General features: G+C 71.7%; 12 protein-coding genes and 1 tRNA gene. 1 reads left to right on the forward strand and 12 read right to left on the reverse strand.

Features of this window, described 5'->3' with window-relative positions; translation table 11 throughout:
* The 3 genes from AC3IYI_RS15150 to AC3IYI_RS15160 all read right to left on the reverse strand — a co-directional run bounded on the left by AC3IYI_RS15150 (position 1) and on the right by AC3IYI_RS15160 (position 2261).
* Positions 1-372, reverse strand: coding sequence for a type II toxin-antitoxin system death-on-curing family toxin (locus AC3IYI_RS15150; RefSeq protein WP_489410678.1), 372 nt, complete (start codon positions 370-372; stop codon positions 1-3).
* Positions 369-566, reverse strand: coding sequence for a plasmid mobilization protein (locus AC3IYI_RS15155; protein ID WP_053702279.1), 198 nt, complete (start codon positions 564-566; stop codon positions 369-371). The genes AC3IYI_RS15150 and AC3IYI_RS15155 overlap by 4 nt, the downstream gene beginning before the upstream one ends.
* A 222-nt stretch (positions 567-788) precedes the next feature.
* Positions 789-2261: an MFS transporter gene (locus AC3IYI_RS15160; protein WP_489410679.1), complete on the reverse strand. Its 1473-nt coding sequence runs from the start codon at positions 2259-2261 to the stop codon at positions 789-791.
* A gap of 201 nt (positions 2262-2462) precedes the next feature.
* On the opposite strand from AC3IYI_RS15160, the gene AC3IYI_RS15165 reads away from it, so the two are divergent.
* A tRNA-Cys gene (locus AC3IYI_RS15165) sits at positions 2463-2534 on the forward strand.
* Between the two features lie 59 nt (positions 2535-2593).
* Here the strand turns inward: AC3IYI_RS15165 and AC3IYI_RS15170 are convergent.
* From AC3IYI_RS15170 to AC3IYI_RS15210, 9 genes are all read right to left on the reverse strand, one after another.
* Positions 2594-3142, reverse strand: a complete 549-nt coding sequence (locus AC3IYI_RS15170; protein WP_489410680.1) for a hypothetical protein — start codon at positions 3140-3142, stop codon at positions 2594-2596.
* A complete protein-coding gene (locus AC3IYI_RS15175; protein WP_489410681.1) occupies positions 3142-5424 on the reverse strand; it encodes a hypothetical protein in 2283 nt (760 codons plus the stop codon). Before AC3IYI_RS15175 ends, AC3IYI_RS15170 begins: the two co-directional genes overlap by 1 nt.
* A gap of 16 nt (positions 5425-5440) precedes the next feature.
* Positions 5441-5866, reverse strand: a complete 426-nt coding sequence (locus AC3IYI_RS15180) for a hypothetical protein (RefSeq protein WP_489410682.1) — start codon at positions 5864-5866, stop codon at positions 5441-5443.
* Between the two features lie 55 nt (positions 5867-5921).
* A complete protein-coding gene (gene mycP, locus AC3IYI_RS15185; RefSeq protein ID WP_489410683.1) occupies positions 5922-7100 on the reverse strand; it encodes a type VII secretion-associated serine protease mycosin in 1179 nt (392 codons plus the stop codon).
* A gap of 21 nt (positions 7101-7121) precedes the next feature.
* Positions 7122-8627, reverse strand: a complete 1506-nt coding sequence (locus AC3IYI_RS15190) for a WXG100 family type VII secretion target (protein ID WP_489410684.1) — start codon at positions 8625-8627, stop codon at positions 7122-7124.
* Entirely contained in the window at positions 8627-9127 is a 501-nt protein-coding gene (locus AC3IYI_RS15195; protein WP_489410685.1) for a DUF2563 family protein, read from the reverse strand. The genes AC3IYI_RS15190 and AC3IYI_RS15195 overlap by 1 nt, the downstream gene beginning before the upstream one ends.
* Before the next feature lie 146 nt (positions 9128-9273).
* A complete protein-coding gene (locus AC3IYI_RS15200; protein WP_489410686.1) occupies positions 9274-11607 on the reverse strand; it encodes a xanthine dehydrogenase family protein molybdopterin-binding subunit in 2334 nt (777 codons plus the stop codon).
* A complete protein-coding gene (locus AC3IYI_RS15205; protein ID WP_489410687.1) occupies positions 11604-13655 on the reverse strand; it encodes a (2Fe-2S)-binding protein in 2052 nt (683 codons plus the stop codon). The genes AC3IYI_RS15200 and AC3IYI_RS15205 overlap by 4 nt, the downstream gene beginning before the upstream one ends.
* On the reverse strand, positions 13652-14584 hold the full coding sequence (locus AC3IYI_RS15210; RefSeq protein WP_374323622.1) for an FAD binding domain-containing protein: 933 nt from the start codon (positions 14582-14584) through the stop codon (positions 13652-13654). The genes AC3IYI_RS15205 and AC3IYI_RS15210 overlap by 4 nt, the downstream gene beginning before the upstream one ends.
* Positions 14585-14766: the final 182 nt, after the last annotated feature.

Here is a 14766-nt window from a genome sequence, read left to right on the forward strand (position 1 = left end):
TCAGCGCGCGAACCTCGGCAGTTGAGCCGCGATCTTGGGGACGTCCAGCGCGCCCTGGCACACGTCCAGCACGAAGCGTTCGGCCTCGTCGACGTCGAAGCCGGCATCCAGCGGGTGGCCGTTCATGTGCAGGAAGACCCAGGTCGCGTACCAGGCGATGCGCTTGTTCCCGTCCACCAGGCTGTGGTTGCGGGCCAGCGATTCCATCAGGGCCGCAGCCTTCTCCCAGATGTCCGGATAGGCGTCCTGACCGAACACGCTCGACTGGGGGCGCGCGAGCGCCGAATCGAGCAGCCCGTAGTCGCGCACCTCACTGGTCCCGATCCGCTCCGCGAGGTTCAGCACCTCGGGCAGGGTCAGGTAATGGGTCACGCAAGCCTCCGGTTCAGCTCACCGCTGACCTTCAGGACGTGCTCGGCCGCCTCGTTGAACAGCCGGGAATGTTCGTTTATGGCCCTGATCACCGCCTCGTGCGCGAAGGACTGCATGCTGCGGCCCTCCGCCTCGGCGCGCTCGCGCAGGGCATCCAGCTCTTCTTCGGTGAACCTGACGTTGAGACCAGCCATGACTCGATGGTACCGCGCGGTACCAATCGGTGTCAGCCCTCTCCCCACCCCGCCCGCGACGGGAAGCCGCCCCACTGGACACCCCGGCACCACCGGGCTGCTCCGTGCTCCACCGGCCCGCACACACAGGCCCGGCGCAGCCAAATCCAGCCCCTCCGGCGTTTGAGGAGCGGGGGCCCGGGGGCTGGCCCCCGGCAACGGCGCCGCGCCGGACCACCACCCTCAGCCTCGCCGGGGCTCCGCATTCAGCCGAGTGGCCACCCACGCCCCCACCAGGGCCACGCAGGCCATCGGCAGGAACACCACGACGAACGCACCGGGGTGCGAAGCCCCGACCCCCTCCGCCACGGAGTGCGCCGCACCCACCGCTCCCCCGCCCAGCGCAGCAAACGCCGCCCCGCCCGCCGCCAGCAGCACCACGTTCGCCAGCGCGTCCGAGATCTGCAGCGACGCGGAGTTCGCCCCCGCCTCCTCCGGCGCCGACAGCTTCAGCAGCAGCACGCTCGTGGAGCCGATGACGAGCCCCATCCCCAGGCACCCCACCGCCCACACCAGCGCCAGGATCCACACCGGCACCCACTCCACGAGCACCGCCGGCACCCCGGCGATGGCCGCCGCGACCATGATCATGCCGAGCACGATCAGCCGTTCCCGGTACGGCTCCACCCGCCCCTGCGACTGCACCCACGAGCCGGCCGCCCACGTCACCCCGCCCAGCGCGAGCGAGAACCCGGCCAGCGTCGGGCTCAGCCCCCGCTGGGTGACCAGCATCAGCGGTACGAAGCTCTCCGCCGCGATGAACGACCCCGCCGCCACGCCCCGCAGCAGCACCACCGACGGCAGCCCGCGCCGTGCCCGGTAGGTCCCGCGCGGCAGCAGCCCCAGCACGGCGGGCACCAGCAGGGCCGCCCCCGCGAGCCCCGGCAGCAACGACAGCCACCTCGCGCCTGGATTGGACGCAGCCTGGGCGGCGTACTGCAGCAGCCCCGCACCGGCCGAGATCCCGAGCGCGAGCCGGATCCGCCGCCGGTCGAACGCCACGGGTGGGGCCTCGGGATCCACCGGCCCGGAGGCGCTCCGCCGTATCGCGGGCAGCGCCACCGCCAGCGGTACGAAGACCAGCGCGGGAATCCCGAGGAAGACCCAGCGCCACCCGAGGTGCTCGGTCACCGTGCCCGCGGCCAGCGGTCCGACGATCGAGGGCACGACCCAGCTCGCCGCGAAGGCCGCCATGATCGCGGGCCGCAGCCGCTCCTCGTAGGCCCGGCTCACCACCACGTACAGCGCGACGATGACCAGCCCGCCCCCGAACCCCTGGACGGCCCGGCCGAGCACGAACATCCACATCGCCCCGGCGGTCCCGGAACACACCAGCCCGGCGGCGAAGGACCCGATCCCCACGGTCAGCGGCCGCAGCGGCCCCTGCCGGTCGGCCCACTGCCCGGAGAGCACGATCCCGAAGAGGCTGGTCGTGAAGTAGGCGGAGAAGGCGAAGGCGTACAGCCCGATCCCGTCCAGCTCCCGGGCGGCCACGGGCATGGCGGTCCCGACGGCGGTCGCCTCGAAGGCGATCAGAAAAACGACGGAGATGATCCCGATGCTGAGCGTCCGGTACGCAGGCCCGAGGATCCCGCCCTTCGGGTCGTCGGGTATCGGGGCAGCCGGTGCAGCAGCTCGCTGTGGGAGGACGCTCATCGCCCAAGAGTAAGGCCCGTACTGCTCTTTCGACCCTGTCATTCCGACCGATCCCACCCCCTCCTCCAGCCCTAGGCCAAAGGTCCTGCCCGCCGCCTCCCCCTCCCTCTGTGAACGCGGCATGGCAGTCACATTGCACCGCCCCCGCACGCCTTCCCCGCCCTCCCGCACCCTCGTACGGTGTGCACATCACCACCACCCAGCCGTGTGCCCGAGTGGTTGAGGGACTCGCCTGCAAAGCGAGTTACGCCGGTTCGATTCCGGTCACGGCTTCTACGCGGAAGGCCGCTCAGGGGAGAACACTCCCCTGAGCGGCCTTCGCCATGTCCGCGCTACACGCCGCACTGGGTCTGCTGCTTGGCGACTTCCAAGTACTTCTTCATGAGCTCGGTGAACAGCGGGCGCCAGGCGGCGGGCTTCATGTGCTCCACGGAGCCGCCGATCGTCAGCTGGAGCTCGAAGGAGTCCGTGGATCCCCTGCAGGTGAGGACGACCTCGGCACCCGTGTCCCACACACGCCCCTTGTCCCCAAGGGCCAACGGCTCCGGCGCGGGCTGAATCGCGTCGTTGGGGAGCCAGAAGAAGCTCTGCCCCAGAGGCTGGCGCGTGGCAGAGACGAGAACCCGTCCCTGACCGTCCACGTAGATGTTGCACGTGGCCCCACGGCGCACCGCGTTCAGCCGGAGATCGGTCGGCGAGGCGTCTTTCACCTCTTCGCCGGGACCCATCAGAGGCGCCAGGTCGGATCGGCTGAAGACCCCGAAACAGGAGCGTTCCGGCAGCTTCGCGGCCGCCGACTCCTTCTCTTCGGAGCAGCCCGCCAGCGCTCCAACCGCGACCAGCGTGACGGTGAGCACGAGGAAGTTGAGGGCGTTCCGCATCAGGAGCCTCCGTTGGACGTGGCGACCTGGCCTCGGCCGACCGCATGGGCGTTCGCCGTCTCGGTCGATGCCACACCGGCAAGCGCGTCGATACTCCTCTGGCTCATGCCGGTACCTTCCACGGCTTTGCGCACCGACTGGGCCGCGGACTCACCGGCCTGGCTTTGTGCATCCGTATAGTCGATCACCGCCTTGTGATCGACCTCGCCCTTCTTCTCCGCCTGATCCTTCGTCGCCCGCTCGACCACGCCCTCCGTAATGTCTTCCTGGAGCCACTCCACGATGTCTCCGGCCACCGGCACCAGCTCCAGGTACTTGCCGCCCACCGCACTGATGCCGCGGTTGATCCACTTGGCGTTGTCCTCGACGCCCTTGACGTACTCCTCGGCCTTGTGGCCGCTCTCCGCGAAACTGCCCTCGGCCCTGGCCTCGGAGAGAATGCCCGCGATCTGGCCGCCCGGGTGCACGGCAACCTTGATCGCCGCATCCACGTCCTCGTACTCGCTCCGGTGCGCGATGACATCGTGGATGAGCGTGGTCGTGAACGCCCGCTGAGAGTTGGTGATCGCACCGTAGGCGTCCGGGTCCTGGCCCACGACCCCGATGAAGGCCGACATGTCGGCCTTGTGGAACTCGGCCATCTCGCCGTTCACCTTGATCGTCCGGCTGCCGTTCTCCGCCGAGGCCTGAAGGTCCGGCATGTACTCGGCCGCCATCTGCCCGAAGTGCCCGGACAGGCCCTTGAGCGGTCCGTCCTCGCCCGGCTTCGCCACGACCAGCTCCGGCTTGTCGCCGATCTTCTCGACGACGCGTTCCATGACGTCCGTCATCGGGCCCGTGTGCGGTACGGGCTTCGCCTCCTCGTCGCCCGCCGCGCGACCCGACACCGCCGCTTCCAGGGCGCCGCCCAGCGCCTCTTGGGCCGCGTGCGGGTCGCCCGCCTTCGCCAAGTCGAAGCTGTCCATGTACGGCTTCTTGTCGAGCATGTAGTCGACCATGCCCTGTTCCTTGCCGTGCTGGCCCTTGACCGGCTTGTCGTCCTTGGTGACGATGCCGTCGCCGTTGGAGTCCTCGCGGACCGGCTCGTTGAAGAAGGCCGTCGCCGCGTCCGGGTTGTTGCCGAGCGCCTCCATCAGACCCGTCAGCGGGTAGAAGCCGCGCCCTCCCCCCTCGCCCTGGTTGAGGACCGGGTCCAGGCCGTACGGGGTGTGGTACTCCCAGGCCTTCGGATCCTTGCGGTCCATGGCGACCATGTCGCGGCCGACCGAGGTCAGGAACTCCGTGTCGTACGTGCCCTCGCGGATCAACGCACCGAGCGCCTGGTAGCCGTAGATCGTCGTCACGCCGCCGGTGACCTGCATCTCCTTGCGGCCGGCCTTCATCAGCTGGGTCGTCCACGCGGCGTCGAGGTGGTTCGGCACGTCCTTGTGCGTGGCCAGGCCGAGCATCGCGCCCATGTCGCTCTGGATGTTCGCGACCATCAGCGCACGGTCCCTGCCCGCGACGCCGAGGCTCGTGGCGTCCAGGGACATGGTGGCGTACATCTCCAACGTGCCCTCGGCGCCCACCGTCCGGTAGAAGCCCGTCGCGAACTCGGGGTCCTCCCGGTTGTCGTCGAGCAGGTCCTCCAGCTCGCGCAGCGCCCCAGGGTTGCGGGCCGTGCCGCCCGCGCCCGCGACCTGCTTCATCAACGCGGCCGCCCGATCCGCCTGTTCGGCGTCGAGCGTGCCGTACTTCGGCGCGGTGAAGTTGTTGTCGTCCGTGACATTGGCCTGGAGCGCGCGGACGAGGGAGTCGTCCGCGTCCTGGGCGTCCTCGACGGCCCGGTTGACCCGGTCCTGCCACAGGCCCTGATTCTTGCGGAGCGAGGCCTGGTAGTCCGGATCGTGCTGGGCCGCGTATCTGTCCTGCGCATCAGCGAGCGGGATCGCGGACACCCGCCCGCTCTCGTCGATCCGAAAACCGGCGGCCGGGGCGTCCGCCACCAGCTTCTTGATCTGCTCCTGGACCGCCTTGAGGGTGGCGTGGCCGTCGGTGAGCAGGAGGTGGATGCCCTTGGCCTGCCGGGCCGCGTCGTCGAATTCCTTGGCCGTCTTGTCGACGAGCGGGCGGGCGACACCCGCCGTGACGCCGTTCCACTGGGCCTTGTCCGACTTGGCCTTCATCCCGTTGCGGGCCGACTCCGCCAGCTCATCCAGCTTCTTGACCATCGCGGCCCAGTCGTTGATCGCGGTCTGGAGCGGGCCCAGGGGCGCGTTCATCACGTTCTCGTACGTCAGCACGTGTCCGCTGCCTTCGCTACTTGAGGAGCTGGTCGATCTTGGAGGCCGTGAAATCGGCGTGAAGCTGCTGCTCTTCCTTGCTGTGCGAGGAGAGGGAGTAGTTCAGGCCGTTGGAGATGTTCGCGCAGGCGGCAACGAGCGTCTTGAGCTGGCTCTCCCAGCGGGTGTTGACCTTAAGCAGGGCCGCGCCACTGGCGAAGCCCTCGCGCGTGAGCGCGCCGGCCGCTTCGGTGGTGGAGGCGGCGGCGTGCTTGCCGTCGGCGGAGAGCCGGGTATGGAGCTTGTAGGCCTCGGAGCCGACCTCGCCGATGCGGTCCTGGTCGAGCTCGAGATCGGCGCTGCCGGTGCCCGGGCCGGGCGCGGCCGGGACGCTGTTGAGTCGCGTGGAGACGTTGGCGGCGGCAGCGCTCCGGGCCGTGGACCATTCCTCGTCGAACGACATGCCGTGGGCTTCCCATCTGACTCTGGTGGTGTGCGGTTCCGCAGTTTCGCGCGAGTCAGCGGCTCCGGCGCCGGACGACAACGGCGGTGACGGCTCCGCCGATGAGCAGGCATGCACCGAGGCCGAGGGCCAGCCAGGGGAGGCTGCCGCTGTCCTCTGCCTTCGCCTCGGCCTGGGGAGCGGGGGCCGCGGCCTGGCCGGAGGGAGCGGTGGAGGAGGGCGCCGATGGGGCCTTGGTCCCGGTACCGCCGCCGGCTGCGGCGAGGTCGGGGAGCGGGTAGACGTCCGCGGGGCCGGGGTCGCCGGGGTTGGGCACCGCGATGCGGGGGCGGACAGTGCCGTAGCCGATGAAGTCACTGCGCTCGGCGCCGTCGACGGGCTTGCCCGCCGTCTTCATCATGACCCGGAGTACCTGGTTGTTGGTCCAGTCGGGGTGTGCGGACCAGATCAGCGCGGCAGAGGCGGAGGCGAGGGCGGTGGCGTTGCTTGTGCCCGTGCCCTTACAGACCCCCGTCTTGCCAGAACAAGCCGTGACGATGTCACCACCAGGTGCCGTCAGATCGACCTGCGTGCCGTGCTGCGATTCCGCGACAGCTTTGCCGTCACGATCCACAGCACCAACGCCCACCACTCCAGGTGTTGCAGCCGGGTAGAGAACGTCATTTGTGGTTTCCCCATCGTTACCGACACCAGCAAAAATCAACTTCCCCTTAGAAAGGGCATACCTCACCGCATCAAGCCGCTCTGGATCGTCAGGAGACGAAGCCAAAGAGATATTGATGATCTTCGCCTCTGAATCCGCCGCGTAGCGAATCGCCGCAGTCCAGGCTGCGTTTTTGACGTCTACAGCTTCCGGTACACGGATCGGAAGAATCTTGGCCCCTGGCGCGAGCCCAAACGCGCCATCGCCACTGGGATGTTTCCCTGTCCCCGCGATCAACGCAGCAATCGCTGTGCCGTGTTGATTCGAGTCTGTCCGCTCATCCCCACTGTACGTCGTGGCGAAATCCTTGCCGGGGACTACCTGCCCCTCCAACTCAGGAATGCGCGCCACACCACCGTCGATGACCGCAACGGTGACACCTGCCCCCGTGCTGGCCTTCCAGATCTCTTCGGCCTTCATTGAAGTGAGATGCCATTGCCGGGACCTGATGCTCTCCGCATGGGCTGGGGTTGCGGCAATCCCGACCAGCAGAAATCCTGCCAAGGTCGCCGTCGCCTTACGCATACGCATCCCGTGCAACGTCCGCTCCACTCAGTCGATCACCGGCGGGACGACACGACCATCGCCCTGCCACGTCTCTTCGTCCTCAGCCAGGTAGTCGGGGCGCTCACCCTGCCGGCCATCACCCCGTCGACCTGGAACCTGCGCGCCACCGTGACCCATGGGACCACCCATCGGACCAGAGCCCGCTCCACCACGAACCAGGCCGGAACCGCCCTGGGTAAACGGCTGCCCACCAGCGATCGAGCGACCACCTACACCCGGCTGGCGCCCACCGACGACGCCGCCCGGTTCGGTGGCGAGACGACGACCGGCCATGGGACTGCCGAGACCGCCTTGCGCTCCGCCACCACCCATACCCATACCGCCGCCCATGCCCATACCGCGCCCAGCCGTCTGCGCACCCTCGCCACCGATGACCGTGCCACGGGGAATGCTCGCGCCCGGCCCACTGGGCGTCACCGGCCGGCCGCCCGAGATCCCGCTGTCGCGCGGGGGCAGCCCGGCAACACCTCCTAGTCCGCCGCCCTTCCCGCCGACCCCGCCCGCACCGGGAAGGGGCCCGCCGGGACCGAAGCCGCCCGGGCCGACACCACCGATCGGCTTCTGTGCGCCACCGCCCGGCGGCAGCGTCAGGGGCGGGACGAACCCACCGGGGGGAACACCCGGACCGCCACCGCCCGGTCCGACCGGACCGGGGCCTCCGGGCACTCCCGGGGCCGGGGGAAGGGTCGTACTCGGCGCCGGGCCCACGGTGTCGAGACCGGTACCAATGTTGCGGTCCGGGGGCGTAGGAATGGGTACCGGCGACGGCTGCGGGCCGGGCGCAGAACCGGAGCCAGGCGGCGAACCGCCAGGACCCGCTGGTGACGGGGCATACGACGAGCCGCCTGCCCCAATTACCCCCTGCGAGGCTCCTCCAGCTACCCCCTGAGCAGCCCCGCCGGTTGCCCCCTGAGGAGCTCCTCCAGAGCGTTCGTCATCCCCATACTCAGAGACTTTCGGCGGAATGAACGCCTTGGGCGGCGCCGGAAACGTCGGGATCTCCGCCATCTCCATCCCAGTAGCCGAAGCCTCGTACCCCTGCGCCAGCTTCGTCATCTGCTGGATCGCCTGCTGCCGGTCGCCGCTCAGCTTCGAGTGCGCCTGCTGGCCGATCTGCTGCGCGTCCGGGTCGTTGTGGTACTCACGGGCCGCTTCGAGGTTGGCGGCCGCCGACGAGTCGTAGGTCGGCATGTTGGCCTTGACCTCGATCACGACCTGGCTGGCCTGTGTCAGCTGCTTGCCGCCCTCGGCGCTGTACTCGCTCAGGCGCAGCGTCGCATTGCCCGTACGACTGACCCAGTCCTGGAAGGCCGTGGCCGATTCGCCTTCCCAGCCGGTCACCCGGTGGTCCTTGAGGCTTTCGCCGATCTCCTTGATGATCGCCGCGGCGTCCGTCAGCTGGGCGCCGCGCGCCTTGAGGGTTTCCGCGTTGGCCGAGGCGAGCATGGCCAGCAGCTGCTGGTGCGTGTGGCTCTCGAAGTTCGTCGCCATCAGAAGCCACCGCCCTGCGTCGCACCGGGAGTTGCACCCTGCGAGGCAGAACTGTGCGGCGGCGGGGGTGCGAGCGGGTCCCGTTCGGGGACGTAGTTGGCCTTCGCCTGCTCGCTGATAGCCAGCATCCGCCGCTTCGTGTCCTCGTCCACGCCCCCGAAGCCCCGTCCCGCCGTCTGGATCGCGATCCCCAGCCCCTCGATCTGGTCAGCCAGCCCCTTCGACAGCGCGAGCAACTGCGTGTGCACGTTCGAGTAGGCCGTGAACAGCCGCTTGGCCTCCGCGAAGCCCTCGCCGAGGGAGGTCTCCGGGAGGGTGCCGTCGGCCAGTTTCTTGTCGCTCGCCGGAGAGCCGTCCAGCTTCGCCAGCAGACCGTCGACCCGCTTCTTGTAGTCCGTCAGCGATTCGTATTCGATCTGGAGCGCGCCCAGAGCCGCCGGCGAGGCCACGCCCACGCCGAAGTCCACTCCGAACACGCCCGGCCCATAGTCCACTGCCACGATGGCCTCCCCGACTCCCCGTCATCCCCGTTTACACCCGCTTCGCGCGCATTCGCACACGCACGTCGCCAGTGTCCACAAACACTCTATCGAGAGACGCCGACAGGCCCAAGTTCCGGGTTGCAGGTGCAATCAGGGTCACAAGGTCACGAGTTGGGCGCCGCCACTGCCGCCGATGGCCGGATCGGGAGCCTGTTGACCGGGCGGCCCGTGGCCGCCCGGACCGCCGAGGCGATCGCCGCCGGGGCCGTGACCACCGGGACCGCGCTCGCCGGCTTGGCACCGAAGGGGGCCACCACGTCGCGTTCCTCGACGAGTTTGACGATGCGGACCGTCGGGGCGTCCAGGGAGGTGGGCAGGGCGTAGCCCGTGAGGTCGGGGTGGCGGATCAGGCCGGAGGCCGTGCGGAGGTTTTCCGTCAGGGCCGCGCCCACGCCCTGGATGACGCCCGCTTCGATACGGGCCGCCAGCTGGCGGGGGTTGAGGACGCGGCCGACGTCCTGGGCGACCGCGAGTTCCACGACGCGTACCGAGCCGAGCTCGATGTCCACGTCGACCACCGCGCGGATCGCGCAGAAGGCGAGGCCCACGAAGGCGTCGCCCTGGCCGTCCCCGTCCAGCGGATCCGTCGGGTGGGGGCGGCACTGGGCCGTGGCCCAGAGCTCCTTGCCCTCCATCGCCTCCGCGACGGTCGTGGAGAAGGCTCCGTCGTACGACGTGATCCGGCCATCCGCGATCTGGAGGAGTTCGGTGGACATGCCGAGCTTGTGGGCCATCGGCTGGAGGAGCTGCGTACGGACCATCTTCGCGGCGCGTTCCACGGCGCCGCCCGAGACCCAGGTGTGGCGGCCGTGGGCGGAGGGGCCGGCCGGCGGCTGGTCGGTGTCGACCGGGGCCGTGACGACCTCGTCCACGCCCAGGATCTCCTGGACGATCTGGCGGGCGAGCGTGGAGAAGCCCTGGCCGGTGTCGACGGCCGCGCAGATGACGGTCGCCGCGCCGCCGACGATCTTCACGGTGGCCGTGGACACCTCGTCGGTGCCCTCCGCGCCGAGCATGTGGACCATGCCGACCCCGTACCCGACCCCGCGCCGTACCGCGCCCGGCTCGCCCGCGCCCTCCAGGCCGCCCGGGAGCAGCCACTCCTCCTCCGGGGTGTCCTTGGGGAGGGCGGGCAGCTCGTGGTCGCGGACCGCGCGCAGGAGTTCCGCCACGGGGGCGGGGCAGGTGACGGTCTGGCCCGTCGGGAGCAGGTCGCCGGTGGCCAGGACGTTGCGCAGGCGAAGTTCGGCGCCGTCGATGCCGAGGGCGGCCGCCAGCTTGTCCATCTGGCCCTCGTAGGCCGCGCAGACCTGCAGGGCGCCTTCGCCGCGCACGTGGCCGGACGGGGGGTTGTTGGTGCGTACCGCCCAGCCTTCCACGAAGGCGTGCGGGACGACGTACGGGCCGCAGGCGAAGGCCACCGCCGCGGCGAGGGATTCCGAGGAGGCGTCGGCGTAGGCGCCGGCGTCCATCAGGATCTGCGCCTCGACCTTGACCAGCCGGCCGTCCGCGTCCGCGTGGTGGCGGTAGCGCAGCAGCGTCGGGTGGCGGTGGGGGTGGCCGAGGAAGGACTCCTCGCGGGTGGCGGCCAGCTTCACCGGACAGCCGGTGCGCAGGGCGAGCAGGCCCAGCGGGAGCTGGAACGCGGCGTCCTCGCGGTCGGCCGTCGCGCCCGGGACCCCGGTGACCACGACCCGTACGCGGTCCGGTTCGAGGCCGAAGCAGGCGGCGGCCAGGTCGCGGTCGGTGTGCGGGTCGGTGGAAGCGGTGTAGATCTCCACGCCGCCGTCGGGGCGTGGCACGGCCAGCCCGGCCTCGGCCCCGATGGGGGCGGGGTCCTGGCGGCCGATGCGGTAGAGGCCCTCGACGACGACCTCGCCGGTGGCTTCGGGGTCGCCGTAGCGCAGCGGGATGTGCCGGATCAGGTTGCCGTCGGGGTGCAGGTCGGGGGCGCCGAAGGCCTGTTCGGGGTCGGTGACCGGGTCGAGGAGCGCGTACTCGACGGCGATCGCGGCGGCCGCGAGGCGTGCGGTGTCCGGGTGGTCGGCGGCGACGGCGGCGATGGGCTCGCCGTGGTGGCGGACCACGTCGTGCGCGAAGACGGGCCGGTCGGCAATGCGGCGGCCGTGCGTGGTGGCGCCGGGGACGTCGGCGTGGGTGACGACGGCCCGCACGCCGGGCATGTCGGTGGCGGCGGAGGTGTCGATGGAGAGGATGCGGGCGTGGGCGTGCGGGGAGCGCAGCACGGCGGCCCACAGGAGGCCCTCGGCCCACAGGTCGGCGGCGTAGGGGAAGGTGCCCTCGGTCTTGGCCCGGGTGTCGGTGGCCGGGACGGACGCGCCGATGCCGCGCGGGACCGCCGGCTCCGACGGCTCCGCGCCCTCGGGGAGCGGTGTCGTGACCGCTGCCGGGACCGTCGCCGCGTCGTGGGCGCTCACGCCGTGCCTCCGTCGTGGTCGCCGTGGATCCCCTGCATCCCCTGCATCCCGTGGTTCCCCTGGTTCCCCTGATGGCCCTGCATCCCGTGGACGCCGCCCTCGCCCGGCGCGGCCTGGTGCGGGATCCGGGCTTCGGCCGAGGCCGTGGCGGCCGCTTCCGCCGCCGACCCGCGCTCGGCCACGACCTCGCGCACGGCGTCGATGACGCCCGAGTAGCCGGAGCAGCGGCAGAGGTTGCCGCACAGTGCCTGGCGGGTCTCCAGCTCGCTGGGGGCGTGGTTGCCTTCCAGCAGGTCGTGGATGGTCATGGCCATGCCGGGCACGCAGAACCCGCACTGCACCGCACCCGACCTGCACAACGCCTCTTGCACGTCCGACAGTTCCCCGTCGGTCGCGAGACCTTCCACGGTGCGGACCTCACTGCCCGCCGCGGTGGCCGCCGGGACGAGGCAGGAGGCGACGAGCCGGCCGTCGACCTGCACGGCGCAGGCGCCGCATTCGCCCTGCGAGCAGCCGTCCTTGGCGCCGGCGAGGCCGAGGCGCTCGCGCAGTACGTAGAGGAGGGACTCGCCGATCCACGCGCCGGTGACGGGGCGGTCGGCCCCGTTGACGCGCAGGACGTAGGAGGCCGACGGGTGCTCGTGCTGGGCGACGGCCGCGGCGTCCGCTCCGTCGGCGGCTTCTTCCTCGTACGTCGCCCCCTCGCCCGGAGCCCCTTCGGCCGTGACCGCCGCAGCCGTCTCGACAGCCGGGTCGGCGCCGTCCGTACCCGGCGCGGGCGCGGCCCCGGCTCCGCCGGCGGCCGGCACGGCTGCGCCGTCACCCTGCTCCGCCCCCACGGCCCCGGCTCCGGCGTGCTCCGCGGCTCCGGCCCCGTCCTGGTCCGCGGCTCCGCCCGGGCCCGGCACGCCCGCGCCGAACCCCTGCTCCGCCGCAACGCCCCGGGCTTCGCCCGCAGCCCCGGCCCCGTCGGCAGCGTCGGCTTCGTCAGCACCCCGGGCGTCACCCTCGTTCCCCGGATGCGGCCGCTCCCCCGAGTCCGGGACCTGCGCCGGACCGTGGGCGGCTTCGATGTCGTGCGGGGCCGGGTAGCCCGGCTCCCCGTCCAGCGGCGTGCCGACCCCCGGGCCGCCCAGCACGCGCGGTCCGCGCCCCGGAGCCGAGCCGGAGCCGAAGGGTGCGCCGGCCGGTGCGGAAACCCCGGGAAGCACCCCGGAGCCCAGCGGGTCGAAGCCGAGCCCGTCGGAGCCCGTCCCGTCCCCGCCCGGCTGCTGCGCCACGTACCCGCGGGCACCCTCGAAGTCCGGATGGGCCGCCCACGGGGCCGCCGCCCCGCCGGGCAGCGTCGCGGGGGCCTGGCTCCAGTCGGCCGAGGCCGCGAGCTGCCCGAAGCTGCCCGTGTCGCCTGCGCCGCCCGGGGTCCACACGTCGCTCGCCACCGCCTCCGGGAACCGCCACTCGGCGGTGGACCCCGGTTCGTGCCCGGCAGTCCGGCCCCCCGCGAAGGGTTCGCCGAAGGACTCACCGAAGGACTCCGGGTAGGACTCGCCGAGGGGCTCCGCGTAGGACCCCGCGAAAGGCTCCGCGTGGGGCTGCCCGAAGGGCTCCACGACGGGCTCGGCCACCGGATCCGCCGCCGGATCCGCGAACGCGGCGGCCACCGAAGCCGGAATCGGCACCGACGCCGGGATCGGCGCCCGCGCCGCGGCCCCCGAAGCTCCCGCACCGACACCGGCACCGGCACCGGCGTCCGCCGGAGCCGCCGCACCCGCCTCCGGCCACTGCACCGGGATCGTCCACGTGCCCGTGGCCGCCGGATCCGTACTGCCCGTACCCAGCGGCACGATCATCGGCGGCGGCACGTAGCCGTGCCCGGGGGCGGCGAGGGGCTCCCCGGTTCCGAGCGCGTCCAGCATGTCCTGCGGCAGTTTCACGAAGGCCGTCGCGTCGGAGTCGTACTCGCCGCCGTGCGGCACCGGCTCCCAGCCCCAATGGGGTCCCGCGGATCCCGTGGGATCCGCCGCACCCGTGTTCTCGTTCTCACTCATGAGCTCAGCGCCCTCCCCAGGGCCCTCCGTGCCAGCACGGCCACCGTCCGCCGCAAATGCAGTACTGCGGGAGCCACCGGCTCCCCCTGGTCGGGCACGCACGCCGCCGCGACGTACTCGCCGAAGGCTTCCAGCGCCTCGGGGGCCAGACTGCGGTCCCCGTCCCAGTCGATCAACGAAGCAACCCACTGCTCGGCTTCCAGCGGCCGCAGCGGCATCGGGGCGACCGCGCCGATCGCGCAGCGCACACCCCGGCGCGCGGGGTCCAGTACGAGCCCTACGGACGCCACCGCGCGCCCCGGTCCCGTACGGCCCGTGGCCTTGAGGAACACCTGCGGCGCGTGCAGCAACGGCACCCGCACGAAGCCGATGAGCTCTCCGGGGCGGAGCATCTCCCGGCCGGCCAGCAGGTGCGAGACCGGGATCTCGCGCCGCGATCCGCCGGGCCCGACGATGACGAGTACGGCCTCCAGCGCGGCCAGCACGGGCAGCGCGTCACCCGTCGGCGCGGCCGTGGCGATGTTGCCGCCCAGCGTGCCGGCGTTGCGGATCTGCGGCGGGCCCGCGGCGCGCGCGGCGGCGGCCAGGGCCGGGATCAGGGCGGCGAAGTCGGGCCGGCCCATGCGCGCGTGCGTGAGGCCGGCGCCGAGCAGCGCGTGGCCGTCCTGGTACTGCCAGCCGCGGATCTCGTTGATCCGGCCGAGGCCCACGAGGGCGGCGGGGCGCAGGAGTCCCGCGTTGACGGCGGCCATGAGGTCGGTGCCGCCCGCCACGGGGACGGCGGCGGGCATGGCCGCGAGCGCCGCCACGGCCTCGTCGAGCGAGGCCGGCAGCGTCACGGACTGCTCCGCGTTCCCCGCCCGCGGGTCGCTGCGGGGCCCCTGGGACGAGTCCCGTGCCTGCGGTGCGTGCGGTGCGTGCGTGGTCAACCCAGCTGCCCCTTCCCGATGTCCCGGTCCCGGCGCTCACGCCTGTCCGCCGTACGGTACGTCCTCACCGCCGGGACGTGGCAACTCTGGCACATCTTCCGGAGCACCGGACGCGAGGGTCCACCGCCCGCGCACCACCGGCGCACCACCCCCGCAAAGCCCCCCGAACCGCCCCCCGTACG

This window comes from Streptomyces sp. GL_148 (assembly GCF_057834205.1).

Coding starts and splice junctions, on each gene's coding strand:
- AC3IYI_RS15155 (WP_053702279.1), bottom strand. CDS start 566: ATGGCTGGTCTCAACGTCAGGTTCACCGAAGAAGAGCTGGATGCCCTG.
- AC3IYI_RS15160 (WP_489410679.1), bottom strand. CDS start 2,261: ATGAGCGTCCTCCCACAGCGAGCTGCTGCACCGGCTGCCCCGATACCC.
- AC3IYI_RS15170 (WP_489410680.1), bottom strand. CDS start 3,142: ATGCGGAACGCCCTCAACTTCCTCGTGCTCACCGTCACGCTGGTCGCG.
- AC3IYI_RS15180 (WP_489410682.1), bottom strand. CDS start 5,866: ATGTCGTTCGACGAGGAATGGTCCACGGCCCGGAGCGCTGCCGCCGCC.
- mycP (WP_489410683.1), bottom strand. CDS start 7,100: ATGCGTATGCGTAAGGCGACGGCGACCTTGGCAGGATTTCTGCTGGTC.
- AC3IYI_RS15190 (WP_489410684.1), bottom strand. CDS start 8,627: ATGGCGACGAACTTCGAGAGCCACACGCACCAGCAGCTGCTGGCCATG.
- AC3IYI_RS15205 (WP_489410687.1), bottom strand. CDS start 13,655: ATGAGTGAGAACGAGAACACGGGTGCGGCGGATCCCACGGGATCCGCG.